General features: G+C 60.6%; 20 protein-coding genes. 13 read left to right on the top strand and 7 right to left on the bottom strand.

Going from position 1 to position 15,895, the window contains the following annotated elements:
- The first annotated feature begins 5 nt into the window (after positions 1 to 5).
- The 4 genes from OQ460_RS17695 to OQ460_RS17680 all read left to right on the top strand — a co-directional run bounded on the left by OQ460_RS17695 (position 6) and on the right by OQ460_RS17680 (position 3,215).
- Entirely contained in the window at positions 6 to 617 is a 612-nt protein-coding gene (locus OQ460_RS17695; RefSeq protein ID WP_410018685.1) for a class I SAM-dependent methyltransferase, read from the top strand.
- Between the two features lie 122 nt (positions 618 to 739).
- On the top strand, positions 740 to 1,873 hold the full coding sequence (rnd, locus tag OQ460_RS17690; protein ID WP_410018684.1) for a ribonuclease D: 1,134 nt from the start codon (positions 740 to 742) through the stop codon (positions 1,871 to 1,873).
- Complete coding sequence (locus OQ460_RS17685) at positions 1,870 to 2,163, top strand: YcgL domain-containing protein (protein ID WP_410018683.1); 294 nt, start codon at positions 1,870 to 1,872, stop codon at positions 2,161 to 2,163. Before rnd ends, OQ460_RS17685 begins: the two co-directional genes overlap by 4 nt.
- Before the next feature lie 119 nt (positions 2,164 to 2,282).
- Positions 2,283 to 3,215 (top strand): D-2-hydroxyacid dehydrogenase, encoded by a 933-nt coding sequence (locus OQ460_RS17680; RefSeq protein ID WP_410018682.1) that lies wholly within the window; start codon positions 2,283 to 2,285, stop codon positions 3,213 to 3,215.
- 68 nt (positions 3,216 to 3,283) lie between these two features.
- Here the strand turns inward: OQ460_RS17680 and OQ460_RS17675 are convergent, their stop codons facing one another.
- A complete protein-coding gene (locus OQ460_RS17675) occupies positions 3,284 to 3,886 on the bottom strand; it encodes a nitroreductase family protein (RefSeq protein ID WP_410018681.1) in 603 nt (200 codons plus the stop codon).
- A gap of 152 nt (positions 3,887 to 4,038) precedes the next feature.
- On the opposite strand from OQ460_RS17675, the gene OQ460_RS17670 reads away from it, so the two are divergent.
- The gene (locus OQ460_RS17670; RefSeq protein WP_410018680.1) at positions 4,039 to 4,488 is read left to right on the top strand and encodes a YcgN family cysteine cluster protein; all 450 of its coding nucleotides are present in this window, start codon (positions 4,039 to 4,041) and stop codon (positions 4,486 to 4,488) included.
- 13 nt (positions 4,489 to 4,501) lie between these two features.
- Entirely contained in the window at positions 4,502 to 5,740 is a 1,239-nt protein-coding gene (locus tag OQ460_RS17665; RefSeq protein ID WP_410018679.1) for a hypothetical protein, read from the top strand.
- 73 nt (positions 5,741 to 5,813) lie between these two features.
- Here OQ460_RS17665 and OQ460_RS17660 read toward each other — a convergent pair whose 3' ends face one another.
- The 4 genes from OQ460_RS17660 to OQ460_RS17645 all read right to left on the bottom strand — a co-directional run bounded on the left by OQ460_RS17660 (position 5,814) and on the right by OQ460_RS17645 (position 7,944).
- Positions 5,814 to 6,164 carry a YgaP family membrane protein gene (locus OQ460_RS17660; protein ID WP_410018678.1) on the bottom strand — a complete coding sequence of 117 codons (351 nt, stop codon included), beginning with the start codon at positions 6,162 to 6,164 and terminating at the stop codon, positions 5,814 to 5,816.
- Between the two features lie 70 nt (positions 6,165 to 6,234).
- Entirely contained in the window at positions 6,235 to 6,702 is a 468-nt protein-coding gene (locus OQ460_RS17655; RefSeq protein ID WP_003210674.1) for an RNA methyltransferase, read from the bottom strand.
- Between the two features lie 96 nt (positions 6,703 to 6,798).
- Complete coding sequence (locus OQ460_RS17650; RefSeq protein WP_016975230.1) at positions 6,799 to 7,173, bottom strand: YajD family HNH nuclease; 375 nt, start codon at positions 7,171 to 7,173, stop codon at positions 6,799 to 6,801.
- An 84-nt stretch (positions 7,174 to 7,257) separates the two neighbouring features.
- On the bottom strand, positions 7,258 to 7,944 hold the full coding sequence (locus OQ460_RS17645; protein WP_410018677.1) for a spermidine synthase: 687 nt from the start codon (positions 7,942 to 7,944) through the stop codon (positions 7,258 to 7,260).
- 81 nt (positions 7,945 to 8,025) lie between these two features.
- Between OQ460_RS17645 and OQ460_RS17640 the strand changes: the two genes are divergently transcribed.
- On the top strand, positions 8,026 to 8,325 hold the full coding sequence (locus tag OQ460_RS17640) for a hypothetical protein (RefSeq protein ID WP_410018676.1): 300 nt from the start codon (positions 8,026 to 8,028) through the stop codon (positions 8,323 to 8,325).
- On the opposite strand, the gene OQ460_RS17635 is transcribed toward OQ460_RS17640, so the two are convergent.
- Positions 8,303 to 10,357 carry a S9 family peptidase gene (locus tag OQ460_RS17635; protein WP_410018675.1) on the bottom strand — a complete coding sequence of 685 codons (2,055 nt, stop codon included), beginning with the start codon at positions 10,355 to 10,357 and terminating at the stop codon, positions 8,303 to 8,305. The two genes, OQ460_RS17640 and OQ460_RS17635, sit on opposite strands and share 23 nt — an antisense overlap.
- 90 nt (positions 10,358 to 10,447) lie before the next feature.
- Between OQ460_RS17635 and OQ460_RS17630 the strand changes: the two genes are divergently transcribed.
- From OQ460_RS17630 to OQ460_RS17620, 3 genes are read left to right on the top strand one after another with little or no spacing between them, the layout of a single operon-like run.
- Positions 10,448 to 10,921 carry an MFS transporter gene (locus OQ460_RS17630; RefSeq protein WP_410018674.1) on the top strand — a complete coding sequence of 158 codons (474 nt, stop codon included), beginning with the start codon at positions 10,448 to 10,450 and terminating at the stop codon, positions 10,919 to 10,921.
- A 30-nt stretch (positions 10,922 to 10,951) separates the two neighbouring features.
- Complete coding sequence (locus tag OQ460_RS17625) at positions 10,952 to 11,728, top strand: class II glutamine amidotransferase (RefSeq protein ID WP_410018673.1); 777 nt, start codon at positions 10,952 to 10,954, stop codon at positions 11,726 to 11,728.
- An 11-nt stretch (positions 11,729 to 11,739) separates the two neighbouring features.
- Positions 11,740 to 12,282 carry a DUF2937 family protein gene (locus tag OQ460_RS17620; protein ID WP_410018672.1) on the top strand — a complete coding sequence of 181 codons (543 nt, stop codon included), beginning with the start codon at positions 11,740 to 11,742 and terminating at the stop codon, positions 12,280 to 12,282.
- A 105-nt stretch (positions 12,283 to 12,387) separates the two neighbouring features.
- On the opposite strand, the gene OQ460_RS17615 is transcribed toward OQ460_RS17620, so the two are convergent.
- Positions 12,388 to 13,326: a LysR family transcriptional regulator gene (locus OQ460_RS17615; RefSeq protein WP_410018671.1), complete on the bottom strand. Its 939-nt coding sequence runs from the start codon at positions 13,324 to 13,326 to the stop codon at positions 12,388 to 12,390.
- A 178-nt stretch (positions 13,327 to 13,504) separates the two neighbouring features.
- Here OQ460_RS17615 and OQ460_RS17610 point away from each other — a divergent pair, with 178 nt between their 5' ends.
- The 3 genes from OQ460_RS17610 to OQ460_RS17600 are packed head-to-tail and all read left to right on the top strand — an operon-like array spanning position 13,505 to position 15,869.
- The gene (locus tag OQ460_RS17610; RefSeq protein WP_410018670.1) at positions 13,505 to 14,248 is read left to right on the top strand and encodes a 5-oxoprolinase subunit PxpA; all 744 of its coding nucleotides are present in this window, start codon (positions 13,505 to 13,507) and stop codon (positions 14,246 to 14,248) included.
- On the top strand, positions 14,245 to 14,949 hold the full coding sequence (pxpB, locus tag OQ460_RS17605; RefSeq protein ID WP_410018669.1) for a 5-oxoprolinase subunit PxpB: 705 nt from the start codon (positions 14,245 to 14,247) through the stop codon (positions 14,947 to 14,949). Before OQ460_RS17610 ends, pxpB begins: the two co-directional genes overlap by 4 nt.
- Entirely contained in the window at positions 14,946 to 15,869 is a 924-nt protein-coding gene (locus OQ460_RS17600) for a biotin-dependent carboxyltransferase family protein (RefSeq protein ID WP_410018668.1), read from the top strand. The genes pxpB and OQ460_RS17600 overlap by 4 nt, the downstream gene beginning before the upstream one ends.
- Positions 15,870 to 15,895: the final 26 nt, after the last annotated feature.

Raw genomic sequence — 15,895 nt, 5'->3', positions numbered from 1 at the left:
CTGTGATGCCGTCACCCTCCCTCTCGTCCATCGAGGCTGAATTCGCCAAGCGCTGTGATCGTGAGCACGCCCGGTCCTGTGGCGACACACGTCCACAGGGGTTGTTGCGGCGTCTGTGGTTGTGGCGCGATGAACGCTTGGTGCGCCAGGCCCTTAAAGTGGCGGGGGAGCCGGGGCTGGTGTTGGACCTGGCGTGTGGCCCGGGGCGGTTCTGGCCAGTGTTGGCTGAACACCGCAACCGGGTGATTCTCGCCTCGGACCAGTCCCAGGACATGCTTGACCATGCCCAGACCCATCACGTTGCGTCACTGCTGCGGCGGATCAAGACGTTCAAAGGCTCGGCGTTTTCCATAGCCCTCTCGGCCAATGCGGTGGACTGCATCTTCTGCCTGGAATTGTTTCGGCATGTGCCCGGTTCTGACGCGAGACTGGCGCTCCTGAAAGAGTTTCATCGGGTCAGCCGCGACACAGTGATTGTGTCGGTCAGCAGTGACTCCCAGCACCGGCCCCGGGTCGAGGACGAATTCAGGCAGTGCGGGTTCAAAATCCTCAATCAGCAAGAATTCATGCCCGGCTCCAGCTTGTGGCGGGTTTATGTACTGCGTAAAAGAAGATAACTCCCATCCGTAGGCCGATTCTTCGTCCTCTGTCAGAGTTTTCATGACTGCTGGCGCACTGCAGATGCTCGAAAGTCCTTCTGGCGATATATACTGCGCGCCATTCTTCAAGGGAGAGCCGTGTGGCCATCGATATTCACTGGATCCGCGACAACGATAGCCTGGGCCAACATTGCGCCGAATGGCAGCAGTTGCCATTCGTAGCCCTCGACACCGAATTCATGCGGGTCGATACCTTCTATCCTATCGCCGGGTTGATCCAGATCGGCGATGGTGCGCGCGCTTACCTGATCGATCCCCTGACCATCGATAACTGGCAACCCCTGGCCGCCTTGCTGGAAAACCCGGCGGTGATCAAGGTGGTACATGCCTGCAGCGAAGACCTCGAAGTGTTGCTGCGCCTGACCGGCAGCCTGCCAGTGCCGCTGTTCGACACGCAACTGGCGGCGGCTTACCTGAACCTGGGTTTCTCCATGGGATATTCGCGCCTGGTGCAAGCAGTGCTCGATATCGAGCTGCCCAAGGGCGAGACCCGTTCGGACTGGCTGCAGCGGCCATTGTCCGAGACACAAGTCAGCTACGCCGCCGAAGACGCCGTGCATCTGGCAGAAGTCTATATTCGCCTGCGCCCGCAACTGTCCGACGATAAATACGCCTGGGTCCTGGAGGATGGCGCCGAACTGGTTGCCAACCTGCGCCGGGATATCGACCCTTACGAGGTGTATCGCGACGCCAAGCTGGCCTGGAAGTTGTCGCGCGCGCAGCTCGTTGTACTGCGCGAGCTGTGTGCCTGGCGCGAGCAGCAAGCCCGTGCCCGCGACTTGCCGCGCAATCGCATCGTGCGTGAACACTCGTTATGGCCCCTGGCCAAATCCCAACCGGATAACCTCGCCGCCCTGGGCAAAATCGAAGACATGCACCCGCGGACCGTACGTCAGGACGGCGAGTTTCTGCTTGGCCTGATCAAGCGTGCCGCCAGCGTGCCCATGGACCAGTGGCCACCGGCCGTGCCTGAGCCGTTGCCGGTTGACGCCGCGGTGTTGATCAAGCAACTGCGCGCCCTTGGCCAGACGTTCGCCGAACGCCTGGACATGGCCCCGGAGCTGATGCTGCGCAAGAAAACCCTCGAGGCCCTGGTCAAAAGTGGCTACCCCGAGGGGCCATACCAATTGCCTGACTCGCTGCGTGGCTGGCGCCGCGAGCTAATGGGTCAGGCGCTGCTGGACAGCCTGGCCACTGCCGGAGAACAGCCTTGAAACGTATCTGCTCCATTTATCGCAGCCTGAAAAAAAACGAGATGTACCTCTACGTGCTCAAAAGCGATGCCCTGGAGCGAGTCCCGGAAACCCTGCTGGCCGCGTTCGGCAAGCCTCATCACGCGTTTGACCTGGTGCTGAGCCCCGAGCGCAAGCTCTCGCGCGAAGACATTGTCGTGGTCCTGGAAAACCTCGAAAAACAGGGATACCACTTGCAAATGCCGCCGGCCGAGGACGAGTACATCGAGCACTTGCCCGAAGAGCTGCTGCGCCGTAATGACCCGATGTGATCGGTAAGTACGCTGTCCGGCGTACGCTCATCAATGGAATCGAATGACCTGGCGGCCCCGGCATGTGCAGTGAATCTGTCAGCGGCGGCCGCCCGTACTGTTTTTGAAAGGTTTGAACCATGCGCGTTCTGATTGCAGAACAGGACCACCCGTTGTACGCCCAACTGCTGCGCGAAGCGGCGCCGGATCTTGAAGTATTGACCAGCGGAGACTCGGCTCAACTGTCGCGCCTGGCCGCCGATTGCCCAGTGTGGCTGGGCCAGCCGGACCTATTGGCGACTCTGCTGCGCCAGGGGCACCAGCCTGGATGGCTGCAATCGACTTGGGCCGGCATCACCCCGCTGCTGGCTGACGGCTTGCCACGCGACTATCGCTTGACCCGCGCCGTGGGGATCTTTGGCCAGGTGATGGCCGAATACGTGCTTACCTACATGCTCGGTCACGAACGTGAAGTGCTGGCGCGGCTGGTCAGCCAGGTCGAGCGCAAGTGGGACAACCGCATGGGCCAGAGCCTGGCGGGGCGCAAGGTACTGATCGTCGGTACTGGCGATATCGGCGCAACGGTGGCGCGGTTTCTGCTGCCCTTTGGTGTCGAGTTGTACGGCATCGCCAGCGACGCTCGCGAGCAGTCGCCATTTATCGAAGTGGCGGGGCTGGACCAATTGGGCCGCCTGGTCGGTGAGGTGGATTATGTAGTCAACCTGCTGCCCAACACGCCGGACACCCATGATGTGTACGATGCAGCGCTGTTCAAGCAGTTCAAGCCGACCGGCCTGTTCATCAACGTCGGGCGTGGTGTGGCGGTGGTGGACGCCGATCTGGTGGAGGCGCTCAAAGAAGGGCACCTGGCCGGCGCGGTAATCGACGTTTGCCGTCAGGAACCGTTGCCTCAGCGTCATCCGTTCTGGACCGCCTGGGGCCTGCTGCTGACCGGGCACAGTTCGGCACCGACCTGCCCAAGAATGATGGTGGCGTTGTTTGTCGAGAATGTGCGGGCGTATCAGGCCAAGGCGCCGTTGCGTGGGGAAGTGAGTTTCGAGCGCGGGTACTGACATAACCGGCAGTTGGGCTAAACACCGGCTTGCCCTCGGTTCGGGGCAAGCACGTTCACATCCGCTCTTCATCGGTCCTGGAGGTTGAAATCCCCTTCGGCCACCAGCTCGCTCAACGGTCGGCGCGGGCTTGGGTTTTCGCGCTCTTGCAGATAGTCGGCCAGGGTCGACTTGTCTCCCAGCTTGCCGACGGCCACGGCCGCATGCAGTGCGTAGCCTTCGGGGATTTTCAGCTCCTTGCGGGCCAGTTCCTGATCGAAGCCGGCCATGCCGTGGGTATGCCAACCGCTGAGGCTGGCCTGCAGTGCCAGGTGGCCCCAGGCAGAACCGGTATCAAACGTATGCCACAGCGCCGGGGTCTCTTCGCTCGCACCTGGTATTGCGAAGTGGGTTTTCGAGACCAGGATCACCAAGGCCGACGCATGCTGCGCCCAGCCACGGTTGAATTCGTTCAACAGGCCGAGGAAACGTTCCCAGTCCGCAGTGTCGCGGCGAGCATAGAGAAAACGCCAAGGCTGTGAGTTGTAAGCCGAGGGCGCCCAGCGGGCGGCTTCGAAGAAACTCAGCAGGGTTTCTACCGGGATGCTCTCGCCGGTAAAGGCACGGGGCGACCAGCGGTTGGTGAACTGTGTGTGGATCGGATAATCGGCAACGCGTGGCTGGGGGCTCATGGGCGAATCCTGATGAAATAATCGGCCTCAAAGCTACTTCCTGGCCGAGCTGCTTACAAGTCTTGTCATACCGGTAGTCGTAAGCGCTTGGCCCCAGAGGGCTTGGGCACTAGACTGGCGGCCTTTTAACATACCGATATTGATGTAGAGCCATGGCCGCCAAAGTCGAACCTTTCTGGATACGTAAAACCCTTGAGCACCTCGACCAGGAGGAGTGGGAATCGCTGTGCGACGGCTGCGGCCTGTGCTGCCTGCAAAAGCTAGAAGACGAAGACGACAATACGGTTTATTACACGCGTATCGCCTGCAAGTTACTGGACCTTAAGACTTGCCAGTGTACCGACTATCCTAATCGTCGAGCCTCGGTGCCTGATTGCATCCAGCTCACACCGGGCCAGGCTGATCAGTTCAAATGGCTGCCGCCCACCTGTGGTTATCGATTGGTCAGCGAACGCAAGGACTTGCCGCTGTGGCACCACTTGGTCTGCGGAGACCGCGACGCGGTACACCATGAACGTATTTCCCAATCCGGGCGCATGCTCAGCGAAGGTAGTGTGGCCGAGGATGATTGGGAGGATTACCTGATTTTTCGTGCCGGCTGAGTAAGGAGCACGTATGGCAATTGCCGTCAGGCTGGCTGCGGGCCTGCTAATGCTGGGGTTGAGTGTGTCGGCGTGGTCGGCGAAGAAAGTCGACCTCGATTATCACGTCAAGCTGTTGCCCCAGAGCGATCAGGCCGAGGTGCGTTTGAGCCTATCCCAGGGCTCGGCCGTGCGCAGCCTGGACTTTGCCCTGGGCCGTGAAGGTAGCTACAGCGACTTCAAGGCCGACGGTCAATGGCAAATCATGCCGGGGGCATCTGGCGGTGAACCTCGTGGTCTGTGGCAGCCGAGCGCCGACAAGGCCAGTTTGACCTACCGCGTACGCTTGAGTCATGCGCGCAAGGCCGAGATCTATGAAACGCGCATGACCCCCGACTGGGCGCTGTTTCGCGGTGACGACCTGGTGCCGGCGGCTCGTCTCGATCAGCAGGACGGTATCGAATTGGTATCGCGACTGACCTTCGAGCTTCCCGCAGGCTGGAAAAGCGTCGAGACCACCTGGCCGCGCATCGGCAAGAACAAGTTTCGTATCGACAACGTGTCCCGCCTTTTTGATCGCCCGACCGGCTGGATGCTTGCTGGTAACCTGGGCAGTCGACGAGCGCGCCTGGGGGACACCGAAATCACTGTCACCTCGCCCAAGGGTCAAGCCATGCGCCGCATGGAGGTATTGACACTATTGACGTTCGTCTGGCCCCAGGTACAGGCGGTATTCCCTCGGCACCCTGCCAAGTTGCTGGTGGTCGGAGCCAGCGATCCTATGCGGCGGGGCGTGTTCTCCGGGCGTGACTCGATCTACCTCAACAGCCGCACGCCACTGGTCAGCGAAAACGGCAGCAGCCCGTTGATCCGTGAAGTGGTGCAGGCCATCGCGCGTTTGAATGATCACCAAGGCAGTGATTGGATTAGCGAAGGCCTGGCGCAGTATTACGCCATCGAACTGCTGCGCCGTGCCGGCGGGATCAGTGATGAACGTTATGCCGCGATTCAGGCTCGTCTGGGCAAGGAGGGCAAAGGTGTTGCGACATTGCGCGGTGAGCACGTCAACGGCGCTGCTGTGGCGCGCTCGGTGATATTACTGCAGGAGTTGGATCGCGAGATACGCTTGAAAACCCATAACAAGCGTTCGCTGGATGATTTGACTCAAGCAGTGATGCGCCTGGAGAGCATCAGCACTCGGGAGTTCGTGCAGGTGGCCGAGAGTGTTATTGGTGAGTCGTCGGATGTACTGGACAGTAAACTTCTACGGTAAGTTGAGTTGCCGATCAGTCAAGCCCACGTTGACCAGTGTAGGCGCGGGGGGGCGCCTACAGTAGGTCACTGGCTCAATCCGCAGTCTTGGTGGTTTTTTGCGCAGCCACTTCAGTCTGGGTCTTGAGGTTCTTCAGTTCCTCCCCAGCCCGTTCGATCTTGGTCCGTATCGTGTTCATTTCCTGACGACTGTTCTCCAGCAACGACTTGGCCGAACAGTGGCCGCTGATACCGCGGGCCAGGGCCATGCCGCCAATCGCCACCTGAATCAATCCACGAAAACCGCCTCGACGGATGCCTTTGCCCATCATCAGCACGCCCCCGGCCAGCGACCCAATACGCTCCCAGCCCTGGACGTTCTGCGTCCGCTGGGTCTGGAAAGGAGTGGATTCAATCACCGGGCTCGGGATTTTATTGTCGCTCATAGGTCTGCCTCCAACGAAAGGTCATTGATATGTAGCTGACTGCATGCACGCCCAGGATGTTCCCGAAAAATCAGTACTTGGGGCCCGAACGGGTGTTATTGCCCTTGGCAAGCCGGTCGTAGAGCACCACGTTGACCGTCGCCGCGAGGTTCATGCAACCGGTGGTCGGGATGTAGATCACATCTTCACACCAGTCGCGGATTTCCTTGTCCAGCGAGCCGTCTTCCGGGCCGAAGATATACAACGCGCGGTCGGGATGGGTGTATTCGGGGAGTGGACGGGCACCTTCCACTAGCTCGACCGCGACCGGGATGCAGCCCAGGGGCAGGATTTTTTTCAGGTCATCAATGCCGATCAGCGGAATGTCGTGGTGGACCTTCTTGGTGTCGGTAATAAAGTCTCGGGCCCGCTCGTACCGTTTACCGGTGTAAAACACCGAAGCCACGCCATAGCAACCGGCGGCGCGCATGACCGAGCCGACGTTTTCGGGGGATTTGGGGTTATACAGACCGATGCAACTGTAGCGTTTATTGCCCACGGGGAAGCCTTAAAAAGGCAGCATTATAGCGGCAAGCCTCAAGCTGCAAGTGAAAAGCAGAGCGGCTTTTTTCTTGCTGCTTGAGGCTTGCAACGTTCAACTGTCTTTTTTCATCAACCCAGCCAACGCGGCAAACGGGTTGTGGGTGGCCTTGGCAATCGTCGGGCTGCTGGTGGAACCGTCGCCGAAGTATTGCTGGTCGGTGTAGCGCGAATGTTCGTTGTCGTGGCAGTACAGGCACAGCAATTCCCAGTTGGAGCCGTCCTGGGGATTGTCGTCATGGTTGTGGTTGCGGTGATGCACGGTCAGTTCGCTCAGGCGCTTGCCGGCAAATTCACGGGCGCAACGGCCACACACGTGAGGGTACATTTTCAGGGCTTTGTCGCGGTAGCCCATTTCCCGGTCGCGCTGGGCATCGGCGAGGATGCGATCCAGCTTGGCGGTGTGGGAGGGCGGGTTGGTCGAGCTCATCAGGGTGCCTGTTTTATTGAAGGGGTCACGGGTCGCGTTGATTCTAGCTGTTGCCCAGGTAATTGGCAGCTGTCGCCGGTCACTTCAGCCCTTGAGCTTTTCGGCAATCCAGATGGTATGCCGGGTGCCTTTGTTGCCATGGGCAAAGACCTGCACTTGCTCGGCCTTGAAGCCGGCCTTGCGCAGTCTTTCGCTGAACAGGCGATCTGCGCTGGCTGACCACACGGCCAGCACGCCCTTGGGCCGCAGGGCCTTGGCGCAGGTACTCAGTCCACCGGCTGAATACAGCCAACTGTTGGCTTTTTGCGTGAGGCCTTCGGGGCCGTTGTCGACGTCCAGCATGATCGCATCAAAGCCTTGAGGCTCGGCTTGCAGCACCTTGGCCACGTCTTCCATACGGATTACGGTGCGCGGGTCGAGCAAGGGGCGCCCGGACTTTTCCCCCAGTTGGCCGCGATTCCACTCCACGACGCCTGGCACCAGTTCGGCGACCACCACTTCGGCGGTCTTGCCCAGATGCTTGAGGGCCGACGCCAGGGTAAAGCCCATGCCCAGGCCGCCAATCAATACCCGTGAGCCTGGACGCCCTGCCACCTTGCGGCAGGGAATTTCGGCCAGCGCATCCTCGGAGCCGTGCATGCGGGTGTTCATCAGCTGTCCGCCGTCACCACCCTGGATCTTGATGACAAAATCCTCACCGTATTCGAACAGGCACAAGGCACCGCCGTTGTCGGGGATCGGAGTGGTGTCCAGCAGAACGAAACGTTTCATGGAAATCTCATTGAGAAGGGCATTCTTGCGCGGTTGGGAGTAGCCTTGGGACTGGTTAACAGTCAGGCCATGGAGCCATCGATGAAGTGCAGCATTCTAACGGCCATTGCATGCAGCGTGTTCACCCTTGGTGCCGCCCAGGCTCAACAACTGCAGCCGGTGCCGAATACGCCGACGTCCACCACGGGCGCGCCGGGCACTGCAACCCCCACTCCTTATCCGCAAGTGACTCCGCCAACCGCCCCCAAGCCGCAAGGCGGTGGGGCACCGTTGCTGCCACCGATTGCAATGCCCAAGCCGCCCAAGGACCAGCCTTTGCCTGGCCTGCAGCAAAATGCCAGCAAGCCGCTGGAGCGCCCTAAGCCAGCCTCAGCGCCTTGAACACAAAGCCATATTCGAGTGCGACGTCGCGTAGGCCCTGGTAACGACCGCTCATGCCGCCGTGGCCGGCGCCCAGTTCGGTCTTGAGCAGCAACAGGTTGTCGTCGGTTTTACGGGCGCGCAGCCTGGCCACCCATTTGGCGGCCTCCCAGTACTGCACGCGGCTGTCGTTATAGCCGGCGATCACCAGCATCGCCGGGTAAGCCTGGGCACTGACGTTTTCGTAGGGTGCGTAGGCCTTGATCCGTTCATACACCTCGGGCTCCTGGGGGTTGCCCCACTCGTCATATTCGGTGACGGTCAGCGGCAGGTCCGGATCGAGCATGGTGTTGAGCACATCGACGAACGGGACTTCGGCAATCGCCGCCTGGAACAGCTCCGGGCGCTGGTTGAGGACTGCGCCGATCAACAGTCCGCCAGCGCTGCCGCCGCTGATGACCAATTGTCCGGATGTGGTCAGTCCCTGGTCGATCAGGTGTTCGGCGCAGGCGATAAAGTCGCTGAAAGTATTTTGCTTGTGTTCCTGCTTGCCGGCGCGGTACCAGGCTTCACCCAACTCGCCGCCACCGCGCACATGTGCAATGGCGAAGGCCACGCCACGGTCCAGCAGGCTCAGGCGTGCATGGGAAAACCATGGGTCGAGGCTCGAGCCGTAGGCGCCGTAGCCGTACAGGTACAGCGGCGTCGCCTGGCCCAATTGGTCACGCCTGACCACCAGGCTGATCGGTACCTGGGTGCCGTCGGCGGACGTCGCCCACAACCGTTGGCTGACATAGTCATCGGCGTTGAATACGCCCAATACCGGAGTCTCCTTGAGTACTTGCTGCTCGCCGCTCGCCAACTCCAGTTGGCGGACCTGGGCCGGTCGGTTCAGGGCTTCATAGCGCAGGCGGATCTTGTCGCTATCGAACTCAAGGCTGTTTTGCACGTAGAGGCTGTAGGCCGCATCCGGCAAATCCACGCGATAGCTAGTCTTGCCTTGTGGGTGAACTTCGATGATCGGCAATCCGCCAATGCGCAGGCTCAAGGTCATGGCGCGGGTATTTAGGGTGACGCCGTCGAGCATCACCTCATCGCTGTGGGGGATCAGATTTTGCCAGTCATCCTGTGTTGGCACGCTGCCCGTATCGGCAGCCACGTACAGGGCGTAGTTGATGCCGTCGCGGTTGCTGCGGATAAACCAGGTCCACTGGCCGTCAAGCTTGCCGTGGTCGACATCGTACTCGTGGTCTTCGACCCTCGGTGCCAGGCAAGTGAACGCCTGCTGCGGCTGGTCGGCGTCCAGGACCCAGATTTCGCTGGTGGTCTTGCTGCCCACGGACAGCAACAATTGGCGCTCGGAACTTGAACGGTAGCAATGCACGAAGAAGCGTCCGTCAGGCTCATGAAACATTTCTTCGGCCCCAGTACCTTCCAGGCAATAGCGATACAGTTTGTACGGACGGTGGGTGTCGTCCAGCTCACCGAAAAACAGCGTCCGGCTGTCGTTGGCCCAGGTCATGCTGCCGTCGCAGTTTTCAAAGACCAGTTCGTTGACCTTGCCGGTGGTCAATTCTTTCACGTACAGGGTGTAAATCTCTTCGCCGTTGGTGTCCAGGCTGTAGGCCAGGCGTTGATGGTCCGGGCTGATGCTGAACGCGCCGAGGGCGAAAAAGCCGCCATTGGCCAGGACGTTGGGGTCCAGCAGCAGCTCTTCTGCGTTTTCATCGATCTGCTGGCCGTCATCGCCAGGACGTGGGCAACGGTAATGGCGGGGATACTCGTCACCGGCGGTGGTGCGGGTGTAATACAGGTAAGGCCCCCAAGGGGAGGGCAGGGACAGGTCGGTTTCAAGGATGCGGCTCTTGATCTCCTGGAACAGGCTTTCGCGCAGTTCTTCCTGATCCTTGAGCTGCGTCTCTTGCCAGGCATTTTCGGCCTTGAGGTAATCCAGCACTTCAACGCTATCGCGCTCCTGCAGCCAGGCGTACGGGTCTTGGCCAGAGGCCTGGCGGGCAATCGGGGCGGCAGTGACGCGGGTTGATGGAGGCATGGATCACTCTCTGTCTGGCGGTTGGCCGACGGCGTTGCAGCCGCGACACGGAAAAGCCGTTATCATAGCGGCCTGTTTGCCTACCTTGCCATGGACACCATGACCGAGAACGACTATCTGACCGCTTGGGGCCTTTACGCCTTCGCCGCTTTGGGCTGCCTGTTGGTGTGGTTTCGCCTGACCCGCTGGATCTGGCGCTGGTTGCGCGAGCCGCTGCGGTTGTTGGTGGCTGTGTTGTTGTTGAGCCCGACCGTTGTCGATCCGGTCAAGGAACAATTTGCTCCCGCCGTCGCCATCACTGCCATGGACCTGCTGCTCAAGGTGGGCAATAACGCCTGGCGCGCGGTTTCCGATTTGTTCATGTACACGATCATCGCCTTCGGCCTGTACCTGGTGTTTGTACTGATCCGCTGGCCTATCGAGCGTGCGGCCAAGGCTCGCCGTAAGCAAAAGGCGGACGTGGCGGCACAGGCCGAGCCGGCAAGCGATGAGCCTTTCGCAGACGAGCTTTACGGCCGTCCGGCAGCCGCTGTCAGCGGCATGCGGGTCGAACCGCGTCTATAACGTCGTCCGCCCTGCAGCGAGAGCCTTGGCATGTGTGAACTATTGGGCATGAGTGCCAACGTACCGACCGATATCGTCTTCAGCTTTACCGGGCTGATGCAACGCGGCGGGCGCACCGGCCCCCACCGCGACGGCTGGGGCATCGCGTTTTATGAAGGCCGTGGCCTGCGTCTGTTCCAGGACCCTGCCGCCAGCAGCGAATCGGAAGTCGCGCTGCTGGTGCAGCGCTATCCGATCAAGAGTGAAGTCGTGATTGGCCACATCCGCCAGGCCAATGTGGGCAAGGTATGTCTGTCCAATACCCATCCGTTCGTTCGCGAATTGTGGGGACGTAACTGGTGTTTTGCCCACAACGGTCAGTTGGCCGACTTCACCCCCAAGGCGACCTTTTACCGGCCGGTGGGCGATACCGACAGCGAAGCGGCATTCTGTGACCTGCTCAACCGGGTCCGCGAGGCGTTTCCGGAGCCGGTGGATATCGAAGAGGTACTTGCGGACTTGATCGCAGCCTGCACCGAATACCGCAGTAAAGGCGTGTTCAACTGCCTGCTCAGCGACGGTGATTGGTTGTTCTGCTATTGCTCGACCAAGCTGGCGCAAATCACCCGTCGCGCGCCGTTCGGCCCGGCGCGCTTGAAAGATGTCGACGTGATCGTCGATTTTCAGGCGGAAACCACCCCCAATGACGTGGTGACGGTGATTGCCACCGAACCCTTGACCGAAAACGAAACCTGGACCCGCTACGAACCGGGCCAGTGGAGCCTGTGGCGGCGCGGTGAATGCGTCAGCCAGGGCAAGACCGAATAAGGACGTCGTTTATGTTGCTCAGCTATCTGCGTCTGGTGCTGTTTGCCGTTGGCTTGTTGGTCGGCGTTCAGGTGCCGGGGTTTGTCAGTGATTACGCCAAACGCGTCGAGGCTCATTTGATTGAGGCCCAGACCGGCTTGCGCGGCTTTGAAAGCACCGCGCAACAGTTCTTCAAGGGCGACCTGCAAGCCCTGGTGGCCCATTACCGCGCCAGCGATGACCCGGTTTTTCGCAGTGATGCCGACAGCCTCGGTACGTTGCTTGATCGCCAGGTGGCATTGGACAAGCAGTTCCAGGCCATGCAAGGCCCGTGGTATATCCGCGTGCTGCAGGTCGCCGTGGCGGCTGATGCGGATATTCGCCGGGAAACCTGGCAAGGCTACAGCTACCAGATCCTCCTGACCCCCGAAGCCATGGGCTGGGGGCTGGGCGGTGCGATGTTGCTGTCGTTCGGCCTGGAATGCCTGTTTCGCTTGATCGACTGGGTGGTTCTGGGCGGCAAGCGCCTGCGCCAGAGCCGGCCGATCGAAGAGCGCGACCTCAAGGGCCTGTAAGGCATATTCAGGGCTTGTGTGGGAGCGGGCTTGCTCGCGATGACGGTGTGTCAGTCGCTGCTGCACTGACTGGTACACCGTCATCGCGAGTAAGCCCCCACAGGTTTAATCGGGTTTCTTCAGCCGATTTGGTTGGCTGAGCACCATGCGCTCTTCACCCACGTCCTCGGCATAGCGCGCCACTACGCTCTGGCACAACGCAACAATCTCCTCCACCAACTCCACCCCAACCCGCCACGACACCACCACCTGCAGGTTTGGCAAGCGCTGCGCCATGGGCAGCAATACCAACTCGCCTCGCGCCAATTCTTCGCTGACCAGTACCGGCGGTAGCGCGCCGATGCCAAAACCGTCGCGCAACAATCGGGTAATCGCCGAGACCGAGTTCACGCAGTTCATGCGTGGCGCGGGTACGCCGTGGGCCCGCATCAGGCTCAGTACATCCTGATGTGGGTGGGAGTTTTTCGAGTAGGTGATGATCCGCTCCTGGGCCAGGTCGGCGAGGGAAGCATAGTCGCGGTTGTAGATCGAATGACTGGCAACAATCCAGCCCATGGGATGGCTGGCCAGTTCCAGGCTGCGCACGGTTTCCTGGCGCATCAGGTCGGTTTGCAGGATCAGGTCGAGAAAGCCTTTTTGCAGCTGATCGCAGAGATTCAATGCTGTATCGGCGACCAGCTCGATTTCCACCAACGGGAAGTGATTCATCAGTTCAGTCACCAGTGGACTGAGCCAGGTGTGGATCACTGTGTCCATCGCGCCGATGCGGATCCGCCCGACCTTGCTGCTGGTGGTTTCCAATGACTGCTTGAGCCCTTGCAGCGTGACCATCATCTGCTCGGCATACTCAAGCACCTTCATGCCGTCCGGGGTCAGGCTTACACCTCGAGAGTCACGCAGGAACAGCTTGACCCCCAACTCGCCTTCCAGCACCGCGATGCGGCTGGAGATCGAGGCCTGGGTGGTGAAAAGCTTCTCCGCCGTAAGGCGAAAACTCTTGAGACGGGCTACCCAGACGAAGGTTTCGAGAAACTTCAAATTCATGGAGTCAACTTTTTCTTATGCATGGATCGGTTTTTATTAGTTGGACGCAACAGCAGCTGTGCGCCAAAAATCGAGCTGTCTCACGATAAGCGTCGTCGGGGCCCACGACAACAGCGTTGCGAGATCTTGGCAAAAGATCCCACACTACAAAAAAATAAAACCTACAGGAGTCTTTACCGTGAGCCGCCTGCTTCTGAATTGCGATATCGGCGAGAGCTTTGGCAACTGGACCTTGGGTCTGGATGCCGAAGTCATGCCATTCATTGATTGCGCCAATGTCGCCTGCGGCTTCCACGCCGGCGATCCGAGCATTATGCGCAAGACCGTCAGCCTGGCATTGCAGCACGGCGTGCAAATTGGTGCGCACCCGGCTTATCAAGACCTGGCAGGCTTCGGTCGGCGTTCCATGACGTACACCGCGCAGGAAATCCAGGACCTGCTGCACTACCAGATAGGCGCTCTCGATGGTATTTGCCGGGCGCAGGGTACGCGGGTCAGCTACGTCAAACCTCACGGCGCCATGTACAACGACATGATGGCCAACCCTGCACAGCTGCGTGCGGTGATCCAGGCCGTGGCCGCCTACGACGACAGCTTGCCGCTGATGCTGATGGCCACCCGTGACAACCGTGCGGCCCAGGCGCTGGGCGACGAGTACGGTCTGACCCTGTGGTTCGAAGCCTTTGCCGACCGCGCTTACGACAACGCCGGGCATCTGCTGTCGCGCCAGCTGCCGGGCGCGGTGCATCACGATCCAGACACCATCATCCGGCAGGCCCTGACCATCGCCCGTGGCGACCCGCTGACCGCCAGTGATGGCAGCGCGCTGGTGCTACAGGCCAACACCCTCTGTGTGCATGGTGATAACGCCAGTTCGGTCGCGGCCGTGCAACGTATCCGCGAGGCGTTGAAGCCCCAATGAAGCCACGGATCGAAGTGGTGGCCATCGACAGCCTGATGGTGCGCCTGTTTGATGTGATCGCTGAAGACAACATGCCCTGGATGCTCGCCGCCACGCGCCGACTGCGCGAGGGTTTTGGCACGGCGCTGGTGGATCTGGTGCCTTCCTACACCACCTTGATGGTGCATTACGACCTGACCCTGCTGAGCCCGTCCCAGGCCAGGGAGCTGATTGAGCAGGCACTTGCCGACCTGCAACCTCAGGCCGGGGGTAGCGGCCAGTGTCACGTGGTGCCGGTGTGGTATGACCTGAGCGTCGGTCCCGAGCTGACCTTGCTGGCCAGACTTGGTGGCCTTGAGGTGAGCGAAGTGATTCGTCGCCACAGTCAGCATGAATATCAAGTGTTCGCCCTCGGCTTCGCTCCCGGTTTTGCTTTTATGGGGCTGGTGGACGAAACCCTGGCGGCGCCTCGGCTCAGCACCCCGCGTAAACGCGTGGCGGCCGGTAGTGTTGGTATCGCCGAGCGGCAAACGGCCGCCTACCCGGTGGAGTCGCCGGGCGGCTGGAACCTGATTGGTCGCACGCCGACCAAGTTGTTCGACCGTGAGCGCGATGGCTACAGCCTCATGCAGCCAGGCGACAGCGTGCGTTTCGAGGCTATCGACCACGCCGAATTCATCAACCTGGGCGGCGATGATTCGCCGCTGGAGGCCCAGGTATGAGCCGTTTGTTGATCGAGGCCAGCACACCGCTGTGCCTGTTGCAGGATGCCGGGCGTTTTGGGGTCCGGCATTTGGGCGTGACCCAGGGTGGGGCGCTGGATTGGGTGTCAATGTCCTGGGCCAATTGGCTGTTGGATAATTCGCTGGATGCGCCGGTGGTGGAAATTACCTTGGGCGGCTTCACTGTCCAGTCTCAAGACTATTGCGTGCTGGCATTGGCTGGCGCCGATTTGGGCGCCTACATCGACGAGCGCGCCATTAGCCCTGGACGTAGTTTTATCCTGCAAAAGGGCCAGCGTCTGCGTTTCACCCGGCCGTCTTGCGGCGCGCGGGCCTATCTGGCGGCACCGGGCGGTTTTGATGCCCCGAAGGTGCTGGGCAGTTGTGCCAGCGTCGGGCGTGAAGCGCTGGGCGGGTTGGACGGTTTTGGCCGGGCATTGGCCGAAGGGGACTGCCTGGTGTCTAGCGGTTCGGCCAGTGGCCTGCGCGAATTACCCCTCGAGCACTTGTTGAACCTGCATTCCGGGGCGCCACTGGAGGTGATCCTTGGAGCGCAGATCGGCCAGTTCAGTGGGCAGAGTCTGTTCGATGCGTTCAACACCGAGTGGGTCCTGGACAGTCGCGCCGACCGCATGGGCATGCGCTTGTTGGGTACGCCGTTGCAATATCAGGGGCCGTCGCTGATCTCTGAAGGCATCCCGCTGGGGGCGATTCAGGTCCCGCCGGACGGGCAGCCGATTGTGTTACTCAATGACCGGCAGACCATTGGCGGCTATCCGCGACTGGGGGCGTTGACACCATTGGCATTGGCGCGGCTGGCGCAGCGCCTGCCGGGGGAGAAGATGAGGCTGGCGCCTGTGATTCAGGAAACGGCGCACCGCGAGCACCTCAAGTATTTGCAGCGCTTCACGACACCCTAAAGGACACCGCAAAACCAAATGTGGGA

Origin of the sequence: Pseudomonas imrae, from assembly GCF_046352735.2 — a bacterium.
GTDB lineage: Bacteria > Pseudomonadota > Gammaproteobacteria > Pseudomonadales > Pseudomonadaceae > Aquipseudomonas > Aquipseudomonas imrae.
This window is presented reverse-complemented; position numbering and strand designations above follow the sequence as displayed.